The 18,454-nt window shown below is 49.1% G+C and carries 18 protein-coding genes and 1 tRNA gene; 16 read left to right on the forward strand and 3 right to left on the reverse strand.

Annotation, left to right across the window (positions count from 1 at the left end):
* Positions 1–19: 19 nt before the first annotated feature.
* From B5E82_RS16545 to B5E82_RS16555, 3 genes are read left to right on the forward strand one after another with little or no spacing between them, the layout of a single operon-like run.
* On the forward strand, positions 20–319 hold the full coding sequence (locus B5E82_RS16545) for a hypothetical protein (RefSeq protein ID WP_087308638.1): 300 nt from the start codon (positions 20–22) through the stop codon (positions 317–319).
* The gene (locus B5E82_RS16550; protein ID WP_087308639.1) at positions 319–3,204 is read left to right on the forward strand and encodes a hypothetical protein; all 2,886 of its coding nucleotides are present in this window, start codon (positions 319–321) and stop codon (positions 3,202–3,204) included. The genes B5E82_RS16545 and B5E82_RS16550 overlap by 1 nt, the downstream gene beginning before the upstream one ends.
* 23 nt (positions 3,205–3,227) lie before the next feature.
* Positions 3,228–3,545, forward strand: a complete 318-nt coding sequence (locus B5E82_RS16555; protein ID WP_087308640.1) for a hypothetical protein — start codon at positions 3,228–3,230, stop codon at positions 3,543–3,545.
* Between the two features lie 137 nt (positions 3,546–3,682).
* Here B5E82_RS16555 and B5E82_RS16560 read toward each other — a convergent pair.
* A tRNA-Thr gene (locus B5E82_RS16560) sits at positions 3,683–3,755 on the reverse strand.
* A 188-nt stretch (positions 3,756–3,943) separates the two neighbouring features.
* On the opposite strand from B5E82_RS16560, the gene B5E82_RS16565 reads away from it, so the two are divergent.
* Positions 3,944–4,846: an N-acetylmuramoyl-L-alanine amidase gene (locus B5E82_RS16565; protein WP_191431216.1), complete on the forward strand. Its 903-nt coding sequence runs from the start codon at positions 3,944–3,946 to the stop codon at positions 4,844–4,846.
* A 128-nt stretch (positions 4,847–4,974) separates the two neighbouring features.
* Here B5E82_RS16565 and B5E82_RS16570 read toward each other — a convergent pair whose 3' ends face one another.
* Both B5E82_RS16570 and B5E82_RS16575 read right to left on the reverse strand, forming a co-directional pair.
* Positions 4,975–5,499, reverse strand: coding sequence for a cysteine hydrolase family protein (locus B5E82_RS16570; protein ID WP_087308641.1), 525 nt, complete (start codon positions 5,497–5,499; stop codon positions 4,975–4,977).
* Positions 5,500–5,603: 104 nt separating this feature from the next.
* A complete protein-coding gene (locus B5E82_RS16575; RefSeq protein WP_087308642.1) occupies positions 5,604–6,356 on the reverse strand; it encodes an exodeoxyribonuclease III in 753 nt (250 codons plus the stop codon).
* 209 nt (positions 6,357–6,565) lie between these two features.
* Between B5E82_RS16575 and argS the strand changes: the two genes are divergently transcribed.
* The 12 genes from argS to B5E82_RS16635 all read left to right on the forward strand — a co-directional run bounded on the left by argS (position 6,566) and on the right by B5E82_RS16635 (position 17,977).
* On the forward strand, positions 6,566–8,332 hold the full coding sequence (gene argS, locus B5E82_RS16580; protein WP_087308643.1) for an arginine--tRNA ligase: 1,767 nt from the start codon (positions 6,566–6,568) through the stop codon (positions 8,330–8,332).
* A gap of 472 nt (positions 8,333–8,804) precedes the next feature.
* Positions 8,805–10,346, forward strand: a complete 1,542-nt coding sequence (locus B5E82_RS16585) for a ParB/RepB/Spo0J family partition protein (protein WP_087308644.1) — start codon at positions 8,805–8,807, stop codon at positions 10,344–10,346.
* Positions 10,347–10,641: 295 nt separating this feature from the next.
* The gene (locus B5E82_RS16590) at positions 10,642–10,983 is read left to right on the forward strand and encodes a DUF7768 domain-containing protein (protein ID WP_087308645.1); all 342 of its coding nucleotides are present in this window, start codon (positions 10,642–10,644) and stop codon (positions 10,981–10,983) included.
* 1 nt (position 10,984) lies between these two features.
* Positions 10,985–11,698 carry an antirestriction protein ArdA gene (locus B5E82_RS16595; RefSeq protein ID WP_087308646.1) on the forward strand — a complete coding sequence of 238 codons (714 nt, stop codon included), beginning with the start codon at positions 10,985–10,987 and terminating at the stop codon, positions 11,696–11,698.
* A gap of 27 nt (positions 11,699–11,725) precedes the next feature.
* Complete coding sequence (locus B5E82_RS16600; RefSeq protein ID WP_087308647.1) at positions 11,726–12,232, forward strand: PcfB family protein; 507 nt, start codon at positions 11,726–11,728, stop codon at positions 12,230–12,232.
* On the forward strand, positions 12,219–14,072 hold the full coding sequence (locus B5E82_RS16605) for a VirD4-like conjugal transfer protein, CD1115 family (RefSeq protein WP_087308648.1): 1,854 nt from the start codon (positions 12,219–12,221) through the stop codon (positions 14,070–14,072). Before B5E82_RS16600 ends, B5E82_RS16605 begins: the two co-directional genes overlap by 14 nt.
* A 95-nt stretch (positions 14,073–14,167) precedes the next feature.
* Entirely contained in the window at positions 14,168–14,308 is a 141-nt protein-coding gene (locus B5E82_RS16610) for a Maff2 family mobile element protein (RefSeq protein WP_087308649.1), read from the forward strand.
* Positions 14,309–14,425: 117 nt separating this feature from the next.
* A complete protein-coding gene (locus B5E82_RS16615) occupies positions 14,426–14,869 on the forward strand; it encodes a zinc ribbon domain-containing protein (protein ID WP_002571021.1) in 444 nt (147 codons plus the stop codon).
* A 163-nt stretch (positions 14,870–15,032) separates the two neighbouring features.
* Positions 15,033–15,455: a sigma-70 family RNA polymerase sigma factor gene (locus tag B5E82_RS16620; RefSeq protein ID WP_002571020.1), complete on the forward strand. Its 423-nt coding sequence runs from the start codon at positions 15,033–15,035 to the stop codon at positions 15,453–15,455.
* The gene (locus B5E82_RS16625; protein ID WP_002571019.1) at positions 15,448–15,645 is read left to right on the forward strand and encodes a helix-turn-helix domain-containing protein; all 198 of its coding nucleotides are present in this window, start codon (positions 15,448–15,450) and stop codon (positions 15,643–15,645) included. The genes B5E82_RS16620 and B5E82_RS16625 overlap by 8 nt, the downstream gene beginning before the upstream one ends.
* Before the next feature lie 458 nt (positions 15,646–16,103).
* Complete coding sequence (erm(52), locus tag B5E82_RS16630; RefSeq protein WP_002571018.1) at positions 16,104–17,033, forward strand: 23S rRNA (adenine(2058)-N(6))-methyltransferase Erm(52); 930 nt, start codon at positions 16,104–16,106, stop codon at positions 17,031–17,033.
* 332 nt (positions 17,034–17,365) lie between these two features.
* Entirely contained in the window at positions 17,366–17,977 is a 612-nt protein-coding gene (locus B5E82_RS16635) for a Type 1 glutamine amidotransferase-like domain-containing protein (RefSeq protein ID WP_002571017.1), read from the forward strand.
* Positions 17,978–18,454 lie beyond the last annotated feature (477 nt).

Raw genomic sequence — 18,454 nt, forward strand, 5'->3', positions numbered from 1 at the left:
AAGATAGAGGAAAAAGAAAATGGAAAAGGCGATTAAAACAATTCAGGTGAACAATGGGTATATTCAGCTTGACTTGTCAAAGCCGGAACGTATAAAGGCTTTTTCCAGGCGTATCCAGGTAGCAGGCAAAAGAGCTGAAAAAGATGGGAAAACGGATACGCTCCTGTTCCGTAAAAAGGCAGCAGATGCGATTGAGATGCTTTTTGGACAGGGAGCCTGCCGGAGAATTTTTGGAACAGATTTACCGGAGATGGAATGGATGGCAGAATTCCTTAAAAAACTAACCCCTCTGGTTAGAAAGTGGATGGAGGGGATGTGATGGCTGACGGTACAGTATTGATTGATACCGAGATAGATACTGATGGGATGAAAGCTGGGGGCAGAGAAGTTGAAGCGGCCTGCCGCCGGATGGCTGTCTCTGTGAACGATATCGGGACAAAGGCTAAGATTGCTCTTGATAAGCAGGTGAATGCCTTTATTAAACTTAATCAGGAGTATGAAGCGCAGAAAAAGAAGGTCGATGAGCTGACACAGAAAGTTGAGGCTTATGGAGAACAGGAAGTTCCGACAGAGGAATATGCTGAAATCCAGAAGCAGATTTCACAGGCCGAACAGCAGATGATGAAACTCATTGATGCTCAGGATAGATTTATTGCTACAGGAGGAAAAGAGGATAGTAGTGCTTATAAGCGCCGCCAGTATGACATTGAAGAACTGGCAAACACCATTAAATATGCTGAGGCTGAGTTGAAAAAGTTAGAGGCGGCTGGCAAAGCATTTACTTCTGGAATGGAGACAAAGGAATATGCAGCAGATATGGAGCGATTAGTGGCGGCCAAAAAGCGGCTATCTGACATGAATAATCGGCTTGGCACGTCTTATTCCTCTATTAAGGCTCAATCGGCAGAATATGGGGCTAACGTCAATAAAATCATCTCAGACGTTACCAGAGGCACGCAATACACAGGATTTTTCCAAAGTGCTTTGAATGGATTAAAAATGGCCGCACACGCGCCAATATCTATTTTTCAACAGCTTGGACAGACCCTGCGCAACCTGCCGATGAATGCGGTCAGAGCAAGCGTCAATGTTGCCAGAACAGCGTTTGTTAAATTTGGTACTGCGGTTAAAAGTGCTCTGTCAAATCTGGCACAGTTTACCGGAAAGAAAATTTTAGCAGGGCTGAAGAAAATCTCCAGTGGAATTTTCGGAATAAACAAAAGCGCGAATAAAACCAGTATGGGCCTTGGAGGAATGCTGAAAAACGGCCTGCTGATGGGACTGGCTTTCCGGGCATTCTCCGGAATCCTTACATCCGTTAAAGAAGGATTTCAAAATCTGGCGAAGTATTCCAGCACAACGAACAAGGGCCTTTCCATGCTGAAATCAAGCCTGACACAGCTTAAGAACTCCTTTGCGACAGCCTTTGCGCCAATACTGAATGTAATTGCTCCTATTCTGAGTAAATTTATCAATATGTTGTCTGCGGCGGCAACGGCGGTCGGACGGCTTTTCGCGGCGCTTACCGGGCAGAAAACATTCACGAAGGCGGTGGCCGTACAAGAAGATTATGCGGCATCTCTGGAGGATTCAGCCAGTGGAGCAAAAGACGCAGAGAAGGCGATGGAAGGCTATCTGTCACCGCTGGATGAAATCAATAAACTGGAGACGAAAGACAATTCAGATTCAGGCGGATATACAGACCCCTCACCGAGCGAAATGTTTGAGACAGTGGAGGTTGAACCACTCAGCTTCGATTCATGGGGCGAGGCTTTCAGCGCATTCCTGGATTATCTGCTTCATACAGGCATCCCGGATCTGAGAAATGCCCTCTCTGGCATAGCGAAAACAGTTAATACATTCTCTGCCAACTTATACGAAATGTTCTCGTTCCCGGGCGTGGCAGATAAAGTGCGGCTGCTGGGGCAGGAGATTTCAAACGCATTTAATGATTTTGTAGACTGGATAGACTGGGAAATGATGGGAGCGGCGCTCGGCTCTGGGCTAAATCTGGCATTTCAGTTCCTTGTAAATCTTGTCTATACGTTTGACTGGCAGAATCTCGGCGCTTCTATAGCCACAATGCTCAATCGTGCTCTTTCAGAGGTTGACTGGCACGCATTCGGACAGCTCCTGTGGTCAAGATTCAAAATTGCTATTGAGACATTGGCGGGATTCCTGACTAATCTCGATATGAGTCAGGTGGCAAATGCGCTGTCTCAATCGCTCATTGGTGTACTCGATTCTATAACAGGAACCTTGAATAGCGTTAATTGGAAGAAACTGGGTAATCAGATCGCAACGCTTATCGCAGAAATTGATTATTCGGGGATTGCAACGAGCTTGTTCCGGGGACTGGGAGCAGCGCTGGCATCATTAGCAGAGTTCTTATGGGGATTGATAGAACTGGCGTGGAACAGCGTCGTTACATGGTGGCGTAATACAGCCTTTAAAGACGGGCAGTTTACCATGCAGGGGCTGTTAGAGGGCATCCTGGAGATATTTAAAAATATCGGTTCATGGATTAAAACGCACATCTTCCAACCGTTCATTGACGGATTTAAATCTGCGTTTGGCGTCAATTCTCCTTCGATAATTATGAGACAGATGGGAATTTATCTCATCGAGGGACTGTTTAATGGAGTGGAAAGCCTGAAGGAGAAGCTGATCAATGCGTTTGTCAATATCAAAGACAGGATTGTAAGTGTCTGGGAAATGTTGAAGAGCAGGACAGAGGCTATCTGGAACGGCATCAAAAACTTTATACGGCCTGCGGTTAATGGAATCATTGGGTTTATCAATGGATTGATTGACGGCATCACGTCAGGTGTGAATACAGTGATTCGGGCATTGAACCGTATTCGTTTCAATGTGGATATTCCGCTTTTTGGAAACTTTAAATTTGATGGATTTAATCTGTCAACGCTCTCTGCCCCGTCCATCCCGTACCTTGCATCCGGCGCAGTCATTCCGCCGAATGCGCCGTTTATGGCAGTATTGGGCGACCAGAGGAACGGAAATAACCTTGAAATGCCGGAAAGCCTTCTCAGGCGCATTATCCGGGAGGAATCCGGCAAAGGTGGCGGAAATGAGACTATTAAGATCCCGGTTATATTGGACGGCAGACAAGTATTTGAGGCGGTTATCAATCGTGGGAAAAGAGCGCAGTCTGCCAATGGAAGAAATCCTTTTGAGCTGGCATAAGAAATTTTGTTGGGAGGTAAATAATGCGGACCAGATACCTAAAGCTGCTTGATTATGGCATTACTAAAGAGGAAGCAGATAGATTGATAGAGTTGGCAGGAGATCCGGATAACGCGGCCCTGGTAAAGTTGGCCGTGGATGAGAGCAATCCTGGCTTGTCTGATGCATTATTTACCTCTCTCACAATGGGGATAGGCTACAGAAGGATGATGAGGCAGGGGAGATATATTCCTGGGAAAGAAGATGATTTCTACGCTTATCGCCGCAGAGCTCTGTATATCTTTAAACTGTTGTTGAAAGGCCGGGAGACCGAGAACCAGGTGGCTGTTGCATCGCATTAGCCAGACAGATATAAACCGATTTCTGAAATAAACGTTAGTCAAATGTTAGTCAAATCACGAAAATCCGCTTGCTCTCAGGCGGATTTTCTTTGCCGTAAAATACAAAAAAGCCCCTGAAAATCAGGAGCTTTCGCGAAAGCTGGAAAAGAGACTTGAACTCTCGACCCCTTCATTACGAGTGAAGTGCTCTACCGACTGAGCTATTCCAGCTTGCTTTCGTCAGCATTTGATATTATACTGGATAAAAATGATTTTGTAAAGAGGAAATTTCTATGAATCTTAAATTTTTCCGTAGATTTTGCAGTAGATTATTCAGCAGCTGCCAGAAGAAAACAGCAAGGAAGACAGGAGAGAAAGCAGCGGAGAAATTCGCAGAGAAAGCGGCAGAGAAAGCCGGCATGAGATTTTATGTTCATCCTGCCGCAGCGGCTGCAGGAATTCTGGTTTTCTGTCTGCTGGCGGGGTGCCAGAGAGAGGAGAGCGGCAGTCTGTCTGTTTCCGCGCTGCCGGCGCAGCTGGGAGAGACGACGGAGAAGGAAATGAAAAGACAGGAAGAACTGGAGGCGCAGATGGAAGAACAGGAAGAACAGGAAGAAATGGAAACGCAGGAGACGGCACAGACAGCAGACCAGGAGGAAGAAGAGATTGCAGATGTGGTTTCGCCTGCCGGTTATCTGGTAGCCATTGACGCCGGTCATCAGTCAAGAGGAAATTCAGAACAGGAGCCGGTGGGACCGGGAGCTTCTGAGACGAAGGCAAAAGTGGCAGGAGGAACCGCCGGAGCAGCCAGCGGTCTGAAAGAATATGAGCTGACTCTGCAGGTGTCTCTGAAGCTGAAGGAAGAGCTTCTGAGCCGGGGGTATGAGGTTTTGATGATACGGGAGACGAATGATGTGGATATCAGCAACGCGGAACGTGCCCAGATGGCCAATGAAGCAGGCGCAGACGCTTTTCTTCGGATTCACGCAGACGGTTCGGAGGACAGTTCAGCCAGCGGAATCATGACGATCTGCCCTACGCCTGACAATCCATATACGCCGGGGATTTATGAGAGCAGCCGCGCACTGTCAGACGCGGTCCTGGACGCCATGGTCAGTGCCACAGGAGCCAGAAAACGAAATGTCTGGGAGACGGATACCATGAGCGGTATCAACTGGTGCCAGATTCCGGTGACGATTGTGGAGATGGGATTTATGACGAATCCGGAGGAAGACCTGCTGATGGCCTCGGAGGAATATCAGGAAAAGCTTGTGCAGGGAATGGCTGACGGCCTGGATGTTTATTTTGGAATCAGCAGATAAAAAAGAACAGCGCCCGCAGGAATCCGGATATGATATCCAGACCTGCCGGCGCTGTTCTTCTGCCAGAGGGATTTCAGCAGGCAGTTTGTTCCCTTTCCGGCAGTTTCATGGAAGTTTCATCAGCTTCATCACTGCACCGAGATCTGGCACATTTTCATGGCTTCCAGAGCGTTTTCGTGGCTTGCCGGAGTCACGCCTGCGCAGAGGGAGGCGGTGACGGTGATGGGAAGCTCCGGAAAGAACGCTTTCAGCAGCAGTGCATTGGAAATGACACAGATATCGGTGCAGACTCCGATAATCTCCACGGAATCCAGGCCTTCCGGGTAGTGCTCCGCAAGATAAGCGGGAAGTTCCTTACAGCCGAAGGTCAGCTTGTCAAAGACAGGAGCGTTTCTTTCCACCCGCAGCCTTTCCAGCTCCGGCGCCAGTTCCCAGCCGGTGGTTCCCCTGACGCAGTGGGGAACGGGCAGGTTCTTTCCTTCCTGAGTCTCCATATAGTTTTCAAAATGGGTATCCCGGGTAAAGATTACGTCACCGTCAAAATTTTCGGCTTTCTGAACGACGGCGGGAAGGATCTTTTCCGCCTCCTTTGTGCCGAGGGCTCCGTCGATAAAATCATTCTGCATATCAATCACAAGAAGAAGTTTTTTCATGGTCTCTGTCTCCCTTGCAGTTTTTTTAGAGCAGCGTCATTTCAGGGTAATGCTGCCATTTCAGGATAAGGCTGTTTGTGGGCTGGTTTAGGGCTGTTTTTGGACTATTTCAGATCAAGTTCTACCGGACAGTGGTCTGAGCCAAAGATTTCTGTATGGATTTTTGCGTCTTCCAGACGGTCCCGCAGACGTTCAGAGACCAGAAAATAGTCGATGCGCCAGCCAGCGTTCTTCTCTCTGGCTTTAAAACGGTAAGACCACCAGGAATAGATTCCTTCCGTGTCCGGATAAAAATAGCGGAAGGTGTCGATAAAGCCGGATTCCAGCACATGGGTCATTTTAGCGCGCTCTTCGTCAGTGAAACCTGCGTTCTTCCGGTTGGTCTTGGGATTTTTCAGGTCAATTTCCTGATGAGCCACATTCAGATCGCCGCACCAGATAACAGGTTTTTGTTCGTCCAGCTTCTGGATGTAGGCGAGAAAATCATCTTCCCACTTCATCCGGTAGTCCAGACGCTTCAGTCCATCCTGCGAATTCGGCGTATACACAGTGATAAAATAAAAATCGGGGTATTCCAGCGTAATTACGCGGCCTTCATGGTCGTGTTCTTCGATTCCGATTCCATAGGAGACGGACAGAGGCTCTTCCTTTGTAAAAATGGCTGTGCCGCTGTATCCCTTCTTTTCCGCGTAATTCCAGTACTGATGATAGCCGGGCAGATCCAGTGCAATCTGCCCTTCCTGAAGCTTGGTCTCCTGCAGACAGAAAATGTCTGCGTCAAGCTTCTGAAAGTCTTCCATAAAATTTTTACCCATGCAGGCCCGCAGGCCATTTACATTCCATGAAATAAGTTTCATAATATCCTCCCTGCAGCCGCCGGAATATCCTGCCTGCCCCCGCCGGCAATTCGGAAGCAGCGCCGAACTGCCGATACCAGAGTAAGCGGCAGCGCGCGGGACAGATGGAGTGAACAGCGGCTTGATCTTTGCTTGCATTTTACATATAATAAGTGTATTATAATAAGTCCGTGCCGGAAAGTAAAGGCTTAGAAGAGGAGAATAGAATTATGAAAAAAATACTGGATCAGATTACCGCGGCGGTATCCGGGGCGTTTGAGGCAGCCGGATATGAGGCAGAATACGGAAAGGTGACGCTTTCCAACCGTCCGGATCTGTGTGAATATCAGTGCAACGGGGCGATGGCGGCAGCGAAAAAATATCACTGCGCGCCTATTCAGATTGCGTCTAAAGTGGTGGAGAAGCTGCAGGCAGAGGAGATGTTTTCTGAGGTAAACGCAGTGAATCCCGGCTTTTTGAATCTGAAACTGTCTCCGGAATTTGTGAGGGACTATCTTCAGAGCATGCAGGAGGATGACCGTCTGGGCTGTGAGAAGACGGAGAATCCGAAGACGATTATCATTGATTACGGCGGACCCAATGTGGCGAAGCCTCTTCATGTGGGCCATCTGCGCTCTGCGATTATCGGAGAGAGCGTAAAGCGGCTGGGACGCTATGCGGGCCATAAGGTGATTGGAGACATTCACCTGGGAGACTGGGGGCTTCAGATGGGTCTGATTATTACAGAGCTCAAGCGCCGGAAGCCGGAACTGGTGTACTTTGACGAAAATTACACAGGGGAATATCCGAAAGAGGCGCCCTTTACCATTTCTGAGCTGGAGGAGATCTATCCGGCAGCCAGCGCCCGTTCCAAGGAAGACGAGGCCTATAAGGAAGAGGCCATGCACGCCACCTATCTGGTGCAGCACGGGCACAGAGGCTACCAGGCTATCCTGCAGCATATTCTGAATGTGTCTGTAACAGATTTGAAGCGCAATTATGCGAACCTGAATGTGGAATTTGATCTCTGGAAGGGTGAGTCTGACGCGCAGCCTTATATTCCGGAGATGGTAGAACGTCTGAAAAAAGAAGGCTATGCTTACGAGAGCAATGGCGCCCTGGTGGTAGATGTAAAAGAAGACAGCGATACCAAGGAGGTTCCGCCCTGCATGATTCTGAAATCGGACGGCGCCTCTCTTTACACGACCACGGACCTGGCTACTCTGGTGGAACGCCGGAAGCTGTTCGATCCGGATGAAGTAATTTACGTGGTGGACAAGCGTCAGGAGATGCATTTTATCCAGGTATTCCGCTGCGCCAAGAAGACAGGCATCGTGAAGCCGGAGACAGAACTGAAATTCCTGGGCTTCGGCACTATGAACGGCAAGGACGGCAAGCCCTTTAAGACCCGTGACGGCGGTGTGATGCGCCTGGAATATCTGATTGCGGATATTGATGAGCAGATGTACCATAAGATTTCGGACAATCCGGATATTTCACCGGAGGAAGCAAAGGAGACCGCGAAGATCGTGGGCCTTTCCGCAATCAAGTATGGGGATTTGTCCAACCAGGCGTCCAAGGATTATGTTTTCGATGTGGACAGATTCACGTCTTTTGAGGGAAATACAGGCCCCTATATTCTGTATACGATTGTCCGGATTAAGTCTATTCTGAATAAGTATCAGGCACAGGGCGGCGTTCTGGAAAAGGGCCGGATTCCGGCGGCAGAGAACGAGAGCCAGAAGGCGCTGGAACTGATGCTGGCCCGGTTTAACGGCGTGCTGGAAAATGCTTTTGAGGAGCTTGCTCCCCACAAGGTCTGCGCCTATATCTATGAGCTGGCCAACAGCTTTAACAAGTTTTATCATGAGACAAAGATTCTGGGTGAAGAGAATGAAGAAAAGAGAGCAGGTCTTGTCGCGCTCCTTCAGCTGACGAAGCGCGTGCTGGAGACCTGTATCGATGTGCTGGGATTTGAGGCACCTGACCGAATGTAGGCGGCTTTGCCTGTCTGCGTGTCCGTCCCTTCTCTCACAGGCGTATGTCCGGATCGGACCTGAAGGTCCGTCCCGGCCACACACCTGTGCGCGAAGAGGCCGTACACGTCAGACAGGCAAAGCCTTTGTTTTGTCTAAGACGGAGAGGCAGAAAAATGCCGTCTCCTGTTTCAGACAGCACAGGCGGCAGGAGCGCCGGCTCCATGAGAGGGGCACATATGAAGCCTAGGCTGGCTGGCTTTTCGTTTTATTTTAGGTTTCTTTACAAAGGCATAATCATAAATCACAACAAAAACCGAGCCAACCTACACTAAAACGTCGCTTTTTTCGAGGAAAAGGCGGCGTTTTTTCATGGCCCGGTTTTGGAAAGGAGTGGTGCTGACTTTATACTAAAACGAAAGGGGGAATTTTTTTAGCTGGCCGGGCCGGGAGGTCTGGCCTTTTTTCATCTCACGAAAAAGGAGGTTAGCCAATGGCAGATGAAAAAGTAAACGTGAGCCCGGAGGAAAAGAAAGCCCCGGAAGCTCCGGCCCCGTCCGGGCCGGGCGATCCGCCTGCGCCGAAGCACACCGAGGGGCCCGCTGTCCCTGGTGGAGATCAGACGGCCCCCGCTCATGTGGAGCCCGCCATGCCGGAAAAAACGGAGGGGCCCATCAAGCCAGAGCAGTCTGTTATCCCTGGTATGGGTGAGGACACTCCCGCCCCGTCCGGCAAGGTGATCAACCTCTCGGACATCCAGGCCGCTGATAAGGACGGCAAGGAGGCTTCTACTACCGCCCCGGAAAAGAAAGCGCCGGAGGCGGATCAGCCGAAAAAGCGCCGTGGCCGTCCCCCGAAAGAGCAGGCTACGGTGTCTGCGGGGAAAAAGGAGAAAGCGGCGGAGCCCCGCACAGGCCGCCCGTCTAAGGTTGACAAGGCGGCCCGTGAGGAGGCCCCGCCCGCTGTTCGGGACAAAGTGTCCAGAGGTAAGAAAGCTGACAAGGGCAAGGAAACGGGCTCCGGCGGTGCGCCTGCGTCTAAATCCGCTAAGGCGGTAAAGCCGGGCAAGGCCGCTCCCGTCAAGGAGGCGGCAGTCCCGCCGCCGGAGATCAATTTGCCGCCCACGCCTGACGTGCCGCCCCGCCCGGTGGAAGAGGGAAAAATCGTCTATCTGAAAATGGCGGAGCTTCATCCGTTCCATACGTTCCGGGAGCACCCCTACAAGGTGCAGGACGATAAGGCGATGGATGATCTGGTGGGGACGATCAAGGAACACGGCATTATGACCCCCGCCACCGTCCGCCCGGAAAAAGACGGCAAGGGCTATGAGATTATCGCGGGCCACCGCCGCCATCACGGTGGTACACGGGCCGGGCTGGAGGAAATGCCCTGTATCGTCCGCGAGATGACCGATCTTGAAGCTGTCCGGGAAATGCGGAACAGCAACAAGCAGCGGGGTGATCCTCTCCCCAGCGAACTGGCAAAGCTGCTGGATTTGGAGGTGGAGGCCATCAAACGCCAGGGGGCCCGCCCGAAAAATGAGAAAGAGGCGGAGGCCCTGGGTAAGCTCTCGGTGGAGATTGTGGGTAAGGAACATGACATGAACTATAAAAAGGTCATGCGGTATATCCGGCTCAACTCCCTGGTGCCGGAGCTTCTGGACAAGGTGGACACAAAGCAGATGGGCTTTATGCCTGCGGTGGAGATCTCGTATATCAGGCCGGAAAACCAGCGGCTGATTGCCGTTTCCATTGACGGGGAGCAGTCCTCCCCCTCGGTGGCCCAGGCGAAGCGGCTCCACGAACTGGACAAGGAGGGCAAGCTCAACGGCGATGTGATTGACGGTATTTTGAGTGAAGAAAAAAAGGAGGATCGCGGTGTGATTATTTCGACTGCTGAACTGTCTAAGTATTTCGGCAAGGAGGTCACTCCTGCCAAAATGAAGGAGCAGATCATGGCTCTGCTGGACGAGTGGAAAGAGAAACAGCCGCCCGAACTGGCAAAGCCGGACAAGAAAAAGGACTTGGAGAAGTAACCCGGCTCCGCTTCTGGACACTTTGTCCAGAGGTAAGCGCCCCGCGCTTGGGATGGGCTCTGTGGTGATATATCCCCCGTCGCCGCCTATATTCCTGCACAGCCGGGAGTGGGCCGTCAAGGGTGCAACGCACCGCCGCTTGCGGCGGCCTGCCCTTGACGGTCTGCCCCGGCTGTGCTACTTCCAGCGGCGCGGCGGGGGCATATATCCTCCAGAGCCGCCCCCTTTCCCTGGATAGGGAAAGGGCGGGGGGATAGGGTCGAACTACCTATTATAAATATCGGAGGTGTTGAAAATGAAACGATCCCTTGCTTATATTACCGCCGCATGGCGCGGCGATCCTACGGTAGACATGGAGCAGGCGGCGCAATACTGCCGCGTGGTCTACGATGCGGGCTATTCCCCCATCTGCCCCATGCTCTATCTGCCGCTGTTCCTCAATGACGCGGTGCCGGAGGAGCACAAGAACGGCATCGACATGGGCCGTGACCTGCTCCGGCGTTCCCGTGTGCTGGTGGTGTGCGGGCATACTGTCACCGAGTCCATGAAGAATGATATTGCTGTGGCCCAGCGGCTGGGGATCACCGCTACCACCCTTGAGGGCATCCTGACCGTCAAGGGCCAGGGCCGCCGCTGATATGGCGTCCTTGTTTGAAGCCTACATCACCAACCTGGGAAAATACAACGAGGGCGAGCTGGTCGGTGAAACCTTGAAATTCCCCACTACCACGGAGGAGGTGCAGGGACTTCTGAAACGCATCGGCGTGGACGGGGTGCGGTACGAGGAATTTTTCATCACCAGCTTTGACGGTGATGTGCTGGGGCTCTATGACTACTTAGGCGAGTATGAAAACCTGGACGAGCTCAATCATCTGGCCTGCCTGCTCTCCGAGCTGGATCAAGGCGACTTGGAAAAGTTTGAGGCGGTCATTGACAGCGGCGAACATACTTCCAGCGTGGCTGACCTCATCAATCTGGCACAAAACCTGGATTGCTACGAGTTTTATCCCGGTGTGGAGGACGATGAAACCCTGGGGCGCATTTATGTGGAGGATATGGAGGCCATTGACATTCCCGATCACCTGCTCCCTTACTTCGATTATGAAGCATACGGGCGGGACGTGCGGATCAACGAGGACGGCCACTTTGCCCCCGGCGGCTATGTACTGAACAACGGCGGCAAATTCATCGAGCACTACCACGGGGTCGAGGACATTCCCGCCGAGCACAAGGTTTTCGCGTTCCCGCAGCTCTCGGTGCGGGAGCAGATGGCGGTCTACAAAGAAATTATTGACGGCTCCTCCCTGGAGGGCTATCGGAAGATTGCCAAAAAGGAGCATGAGGAGCGATAGCGGCACTTCTGGACACTTTGTCCAGAGGTGCTTTTTTCATGGAAAGGAGGGATACGGCTGATTGACGAGGACGTTTCCAGACGTACCATAGCAGTTTCGATCAAGGCGACAAAGCTCACGGGCCGGGTGCTGGCCCAGGCGTGTCTGGCGGTGGGCCGGAAGATCAAGAAAACGTACCGGGCCCGCCAGACACCCCACGGAAAACAGACGGTGCGCCAGCTTATGGGCCACGGGGCCGCCACGAACAGCATCGAGGTGGAGTCCCCAAAGGACTTTGACCGGGTGGCCCGGCGCTGGAATGTGGACTATGCCTTTTATAAGACCGGGCCGGACAAATACCTGTTGTTCTTTAAGAGCGGGCAGGCCGACGCCATCACCGCTTGCTTTTCGGAATATTCCCGGCGCGTGTTGAAGCGTTCCAAGTCCCAGCGTGTTCCCATCCGGGAACAGCTCAAACGGGCTGCCGCTAAACTGGCCCGCCAGCCGTCCCACAAGAAAGAACGTGCAAGGGAGGCGGTGCATGAGGACAGATAGCGTCAAAAAGTATGTGATACCCAATATCCCGTACCTGTTTATTCTGTGGGCCTGCCTAAAGCTGGGGACGGCCTACCGCCTGGCCCCTGGAGCAGACTTTGCTCACAAGCTCATGGGCCTGGGGCAGAGCATCGGCCCGGCCTTTGCCGGCTTTGCGCCGGGGCTGGCCCCCTTTGACTGGCTCATCGGTATTGTTGGCGCGGTGGGGTTTCGCCTGCTGATCTACTTCAAAAGCAAGAACGCAAAGAAATTTCGGCGGGATGAGGAATACGGGTCGGCCCGTTGGGGGACGGAAAAAGACATCAAGCCCTTTATCGATCCCAAATTTGAGAACAACGTCATTTTGACAAAGACGGAGTTTCTCACCATGAACACGCGGCCTAAAAACCCGGCCAACGCCCGCAACCTCAACGCCTGCATCATCGGCTCGTCCGGTTCGGGCAAAACCCGCTTCTGGCTCACTCCGCAGATTTTGCAGGCCAGCGCGGATAAAAACGGCGGATGCAGCTATGTGTGCGTAGATCCGAAAGGCGGGGTGCTCTCCCAGGTGGGGGCTTTCCTGCAACGCCGGGGATATAAGGTCAAAGTGTTCAACAGCATAGATTTTTCAAAATCTATGCACTACAATCCGCTGTCCTATATCCACAATGAGGCGGACATCCTAAAATTCGTGGATACCCTCATAGCAAACACAAAGGGCGAGGGCAAGGAGGGCGATCCGTTTTGGACAAAAGCAGAAACGCTCCTTTATTGTGCGTTGATTGCCTATATCATCTTTGAAGCCCCTGCCGAGGATCGGAACATCAATACCCTGGTGGACATGATTTCCGGCATGGACGTGAAAGAGGATGACGAGTCCTATATGAACGCGGTGGACTATATGTTCAAGGGCCTGGAAAAGCGCAAGCCGGATTGCTTTGCCGTGAAGCAGTACAAGAAATATAAGCTGGCCAGCGGCAAGACCGCAAAATCAATTCTTATTTCCTGCGGTTCCCGGCTGGCCCCCTTTGACATCCCTCAGCTCCGGGAGATCATGAGCTATGACGAACTGGAGCTTGACCGCATCGGGGATCGGAAAACGGCGGTTTTCTTCACGATTTCCGATACAACCCCCACTTATAACTTCATTGTGGCCCTGGCCTTTTCGCAGATGTTCAATCTTCTGTGTGAACGGGCGGACAATGTTCACGGGGGCCGCCTGCCCCATCATGTACGGGTGCTGTGGGACGAGGCTGCCAACACGGGGCAGGTACCCTCGCTGGAGAAACTTGTCGCCGTTATTCGTTCCCGCGAGGTGAGTCTGTGCCTGTTTTACCAGCAGTACGCGCAGTGCAAGGCCATTTACAAAGATAACGCGGAAACGATCCTGGGAAACATGGACAGCGTGATCTTCCTGGGTGGCCGGGAAAGCTCCACCATCAAGGAAATATCCGAAAACTGGCTGGGAAAGGCCACGATCTCCATGCAGACTGAGGGCCGCTCCCGTGGGCAGTCGGAAAGCTACAACCAGAACACCCAGCGGCTGGGCCGGGAACTGATGACACCCAGCGAGCTGGCTACTATGCCGGGCGACAAGTGCATTTTGCAGTTGCGGGGCCTGCCCCCGTTCTTTTCGTCCAAATACGATTTGAAACAGCACCCGAACTACAAGTACACGGCTGAGGCCGATAAAAAGAAGAACGCCTTTGACCTGGATAAGCTCATCAACCGCCGCAGGCGGCCTGGGCTTAACGAGGCTTGTGAGGTGTACGAGGTAGACGTATCCGAAGCGGGGCCCGTAAGCGAGGACGAGGACATCCTCAACTACGATGACGTGGACGATCCGGATGCCTATGTATAAATCACTTCTGGACAAAGTGTCCAGAGGTCGTAACCTGCCGCCCAAACGGGCGGCTTTTTTCATGGCCGGGACAATCCCGGAGAAATGGAGGATATATGGAATTTTTTGCTTCTGCTATCACGACTTTGCAGACTTTGGTTGTTGCGCTGGGCGCTGGCCTGGGCGTGTGGGGCGTTGTCAATCTGCTGGAGGGGTACGGTTCCGACAATCCGGGCTCCAATGCTCATGTGCCATAAAGTAACACATAAGAATTGATAGACAGCAGCCCACTATTCCGCAGCAACAGCGAGTTGCTTGTTAAAACCCCATTTTGAAGTTATAATGAGTAAAAACAACCTTTAGGAGGGACGGGCATGGAAATACAAGGTATTCTTAAAAATTTACGCGAGAAAAACAACCTTACGCAAGAACAACTGGCTGAACGTGTGCAAGTTACCCGACAGGCGGTTAGTCGCTGGGAAACAGGCGAAACGCAGCCAAATACAGATACCTTAAAACTGTTATCACGAGTTTTTGATGTGTCAATCAATACGCTTCTGGGTTCTCCACGGCAACTTGTTTGTCAGTGTTGCGGAATGCCATTGAATGAAGATGGTCTGATTAGCCGAGAACCAGACGGAAGCTATAACGAGGACTATTGTAAATGGTGCTATGCTAATGGGAAATTTGCATATCAATCCAAGGAATCTTTATTGGATTATCTGGTTGCGAATATGCCAAATCCCGATAACGCAGATGAAGAAACCAGACGTAATCAGTTTGATTTGTACCTTTCGCAATTAAAGCACTGGAAATAACTATATTGTCATAGCAAAGCCAGCCGAGCCAGTCAACGGTCAAGATGAACGGCGCGTACCGCGCCGCCGTTGACAGCCCCGCCCGCCTTTGCTGGTAGGCAATCAAGGGGCGACAGCAAGGAGTGCTGCCGCCCCGCACTATTATCAGAGAGGGGGAATTTCCATGACCGAAGATGAAGCCTACAAAGTGCATATCCAGTACACCTTTAACGCCTTTTGCAAGGTTGTCATTCGTCACGCCGCCATAGATATAATTTTGAAGCTGCGCCGGAGGTGGGAACGGGAAGTTTCCCTTGACTATCTGATGAATGAGAAGTTTGTCCAGCTTGCCGAGCCGGAGCAGCTTGAAGAATATCTTTTTACCGCCTGCGGCCAGACCGCCGTTCTGTACCATGCGGAACTCGCCGCCGCCCTTGCCCTTTTGCCAGAGCAGACACAGGAAGAAATTTTCCGTTACTATTTCCTGCGCCAGCCGCAGCGGGTGATCGGCGTACATATCGGACGGACACGCAGCACAGCAGGGCGGCATATCCAGCTTGCCTTGAAGCGGCTCCGGCGGCTCATGGAGGGAAAACGCTATGAGTAAACTTCTCCCCTATGAAACAATCGTCAAGGCGCATGAGGGCGACCCGGACGCAATCGACACCGTTCTTTCCCACTACGTCGGATATATCCGATACTGTTCCAAAGTACACGGGAAAGTCAGCGCCGAGGTTGAGGAACATATAAAACAGAAGCTAATCGCCGCGCTGTTCAAATTTCGCTTTGACCGATAAGCAAAGAACGAACACCGACTGTCATTAGCGATTTTCACCAGCAAGTTTACAATTCATCTATTCCCATAAGTAAGCGGTCATAGTATAATAAAGCCATCGACAAATAGTAATTATATTTTTTGAAAGAATTCTATAGAGTAAAAATATTTTGTCTTCTATGTTTTAGAAAATGTGCAACAGTCGTTCCGTGAGACTGGTATGTGCCCAAAAAAAATGGTCTATGCAAGAAAATAGATACAACAATAGTGAGCAAATGATTCAGGTAAAGATCAGATATATAATATTTTAAAGTAATTGTACATTTTTTAAGAAATTACAATGGTCATTCATCGTGTTTGAAAGAATAGGTTATTGGCGCACTTTACTTATATATCGTTTTACAGGGGCTGTTTTTTATGCAACGTTAGGGCTTACTCGTATATAGTTATGAAAATAAATAGAGAATGAGGTGCGATTAGATGAAAAATCTTGGATATTCACAAAATTTTTTGGTTAATAAAAAGTTGGTAGAACGTTTAATAAGCAAGTCAAATATTGATGTAACAGATTATGTTATTGAAATTGGTCCTGGAAAAGGGATAATAACAGATGTACTTTCTCAGCATGCTGGAGAGGTTGTTGCAGTTGAATATGATCAAGAATTATATAATAATTTAGTAAGATATCACAGTCATGATAATGTTACATATATATTTGGTGATTTTTTAAAATATAAGTTGCCTTTAAATCGCAGATATAAAATATTCTCCAATATTCCTTTTCAGATAACAGCGGATATTATTAGGAAATTAACAGACGATGTAAATCCACCATCAGATATAAATATCATAATTCAAAGAGAGGCAGCTAAAAAGAATTGCGGTATTCCATTACAAAAATATGAAGGTTTTCGTGCTGCTATAATAAAGGCACAATATAAGGTAGAAATTACACATAGTTTTAAAAGGAGCGATTTTTTTCCTTCGCCTAATGTTGATACAGTTATGCTTCATATGCAGTTATGGGATGATAGATTGAGTGGTGATGATCTTCAAAATTATAAAGATTTAGTGGCTTTTTTTTACACTAATATTAAAGGAGAGACTGCTAAAGAGAGACTTTCTATTTTATTTTCTAATGAGCAAATCAAAAGATTGGGAAAAGCCAATAGAATTAGTCTTTCAAATTCATATACGTTAATCACGGCCGAGCAGTGGATGAATATTTATTATTACTCCAAAATTGGATTGACAGATGAAAAGAAAAAAAAGTTTCAAGATGCATATAAAAAACTTCAAAAAATGAATAAAAAATTGAAAAAGCAAAACAGAACATCTTTACGAAAGTCTAGTAGCAATAAGAAATGTAGAACAAGGATTGATACTTCTAATGGTACAAAAAATAGATAGTATTGATAATTTCTATAAAAATGTGCATGGTAGTGCGAAAATCTGAGAAGAGAATTTAATGCTGGATTTTGTTGATAGTAGATTTCAATGAGTTAACCATAAAAGTATATTAGAAAGTAAAAACAACAGGGGTAGTAGAATATATTTGTTAGATACAAGAAGGAGAGATTGAATTTAAGGTCATCTAATACTCGCGGAATAGTGATAATAATGGTAAGCTGTATTGAAAAAAAACAAAATAACTAACATTATGGGATTATTTCGGTATGAATTGATGTTTTATCATCTTACATAGAATCAGAAATTTGAAAAATTAAAAGAGGACTAAGTTTATGAGAACCCTGTTCTTAACTTCAAGTGGCTTAAACGAAAAGACTATGGTATTATTTTGGAAATGTATCGGAAAAGAACCGATTAACACAAAAGCGATTTTGGTTCCATCCGCCGCAGTTGGAAATGATGGTGCGCGAGAAGGAATCATTGTATGTATGGAGCGCCTTATGAATATGGGAATACCTATGAATAATATTCTTATATATAATCTTGCGTTTTTACTTTCCGATGGATATAAAAGAACATATTCAAGTTATATTAGTGACATACCTGTACCGTTTCGCTTAATGAGTGTTCAAGAACTCACTCAATATGACATGATTGCTTTTTGTGGAGGAAATGCCCATACGCTTCTTAGCGAAATAAACAGAACAGGATTTTCGAAGCCCCTAAAGCAAGCAATAGAGAATGGATTGGTGTATCTGGGAATTAGCGCAGGTAGTATGATTGCTGCCGGAAATTTTTCCGATGGATTAGGATATTTAGCAAATCCGTTGATACCACACGCTGAAAAAGAGAGCCCTTTTGGAGATATATCGAAGAACGATTTGATTGAATTGGCTGACGGTCAAACTGTATTGATTAAAGGGAATCGACAGGAAATTATTTAATAAATTGAATACTGTTGTTTTTTTATCTTCGGGGCACCCTGACCCGAACTTTCAAAACTGAATATCAGCCGCCCACCAGCGGCCAGCGAAAGCAGTAAGTCTGAAAAAGATTTGCTGCTTTTTTTGTGTCCATTTGGCAAAATCGAAAATCACCCGTAGTAGGTAGGTGAAGCCAGAAAAAACTGCCTGCTCCGTTTGGCAAATTTCTAAGAGCGGTGGTGTGGGGAGTGAAAGGAAAAATTCTCTGCCCCGCCGGTTGCCAAAATCCTGTTGCCCGGATTACTAAGGCAAAAGAAATTTTGAAAAATCCCCGTCCAGCGGGTAGCTGGCGGCCTTTGAAATGTATCTTTAGCGGAAAGGTGTGCGTGGTAAGGTGATTTTACAGCCACAGGGTAAGGAGTTTTTTACATCACGCGGTAACGACTTTTTTACATGACAGGGTAAGGAGTTTTTTCCATCGTCCGGTAATCACTTTTT

Source organism: Lachnoclostridium sp. An138, from assembly GCF_002160765.1.
Lineage (GTDB): Bacteria > Bacillota > Clostridia > Lachnospirales > Lachnospiraceae > Laedolimicola > Laedolimicola faecalis.

Bases quoted from the DNA above. Each gene is read 5' to 3' on its own strand.
- B5E82_RS16545 (WP_087308638.1), top strand. From the start codon at position 20: ATGGAAAAGGCGATTAAAACAATTCAGGTGAACAATGGGTATATTCAG.
- B5E82_RS16550 (WP_087308639.1), top strand. From the start codon at position 319: ATGGCTGACGGTACAGTATTGATTGATACCGAGATAGATACTGATGGG.
- B5E82_RS16555 (WP_087308640.1), top strand. From the start codon at position 3,228: ATGCGGACCAGATACCTAAAGCTGCTTGATTATGGCATTACTAAAGAG.
- B5E82_RS16565 (WP_191431216.1), top strand. From the start codon at position 3,944: ATGAGATTTTATGTTCATCCTGCCGCAGCGGCTGCAGGAATTCTGGTT.
- B5E82_RS16570 (WP_087308641.1), bottom strand. From the start codon at position 5,499: ATGAAAAAACTTCTTCTTGTGATTGATATGCAGAATGATTTTATCGAC.
- B5E82_RS16575 (WP_087308642.1), bottom strand. From the start codon at position 6,356: ATGAAACTTATTTCATGGAATGTAAATGGCCTGCGGGCCTGCATGGGT.
- argS (WP_087308643.1), top strand. From the start codon at position 6,566: ATGAAAAAAATACTGGATCAGATTACCGCGGCGGTATCCGGGGCGTTT.
- B5E82_RS16585 (WP_087308644.1), top strand. From the start codon at position 8,805: ATGGCAGATGAAAAAGTAAACGTGAGCCCGGAGGAAAAGAAAGCCCCG.
- B5E82_RS16590 (WP_087308645.1), top strand. From the start codon at position 10,642: ATGAAACGATCCCTTGCTTATATTACCGCCGCATGGCGCGGCGATCCT.
- B5E82_RS16595 (WP_087308646.1), top strand. From the start codon at position 10,985: ATGGCGTCCTTGTTTGAAGCCTACATCACCAACCTGGGAAAATACAAC.
- B5E82_RS16605 (WP_087308648.1), top strand. From the start codon at position 12,219: ATGAGGACAGATAGCGTCAAAAAGTATGTGATACCCAATATCCCGTAC.
- B5E82_RS16610 (WP_087308649.1), top strand. From the start codon at position 14,168: ATGGAATTTTTTGCTTCTGCTATCACGACTTTGCAGACTTTGGTTGTT.
- B5E82_RS16615 (WP_002571021.1), top strand. From the start codon at position 14,426: ATGGAAATACAAGGTATTCTTAAAAATTTACGCGAGAAAAACAACCTT.
- B5E82_RS16620 (WP_002571020.1), top strand. From the start codon at position 15,033: ATGACCGAAGATGAAGCCTACAAAGTGCATATCCAGTACACCTTTAAC.
- B5E82_RS16625 (WP_002571019.1), top strand. From the start codon at position 15,448: ATGAGTAAACTTCTCCCCTATGAAACAATCGTCAAGGCGCATGAGGGC.
- B5E82_RS16635 (WP_002571017.1), top strand. From the start codon at position 17,366: ATGAGAACCCTGTTCTTAACTTCAAGTGGCTTAAACGAAAAGACTATG.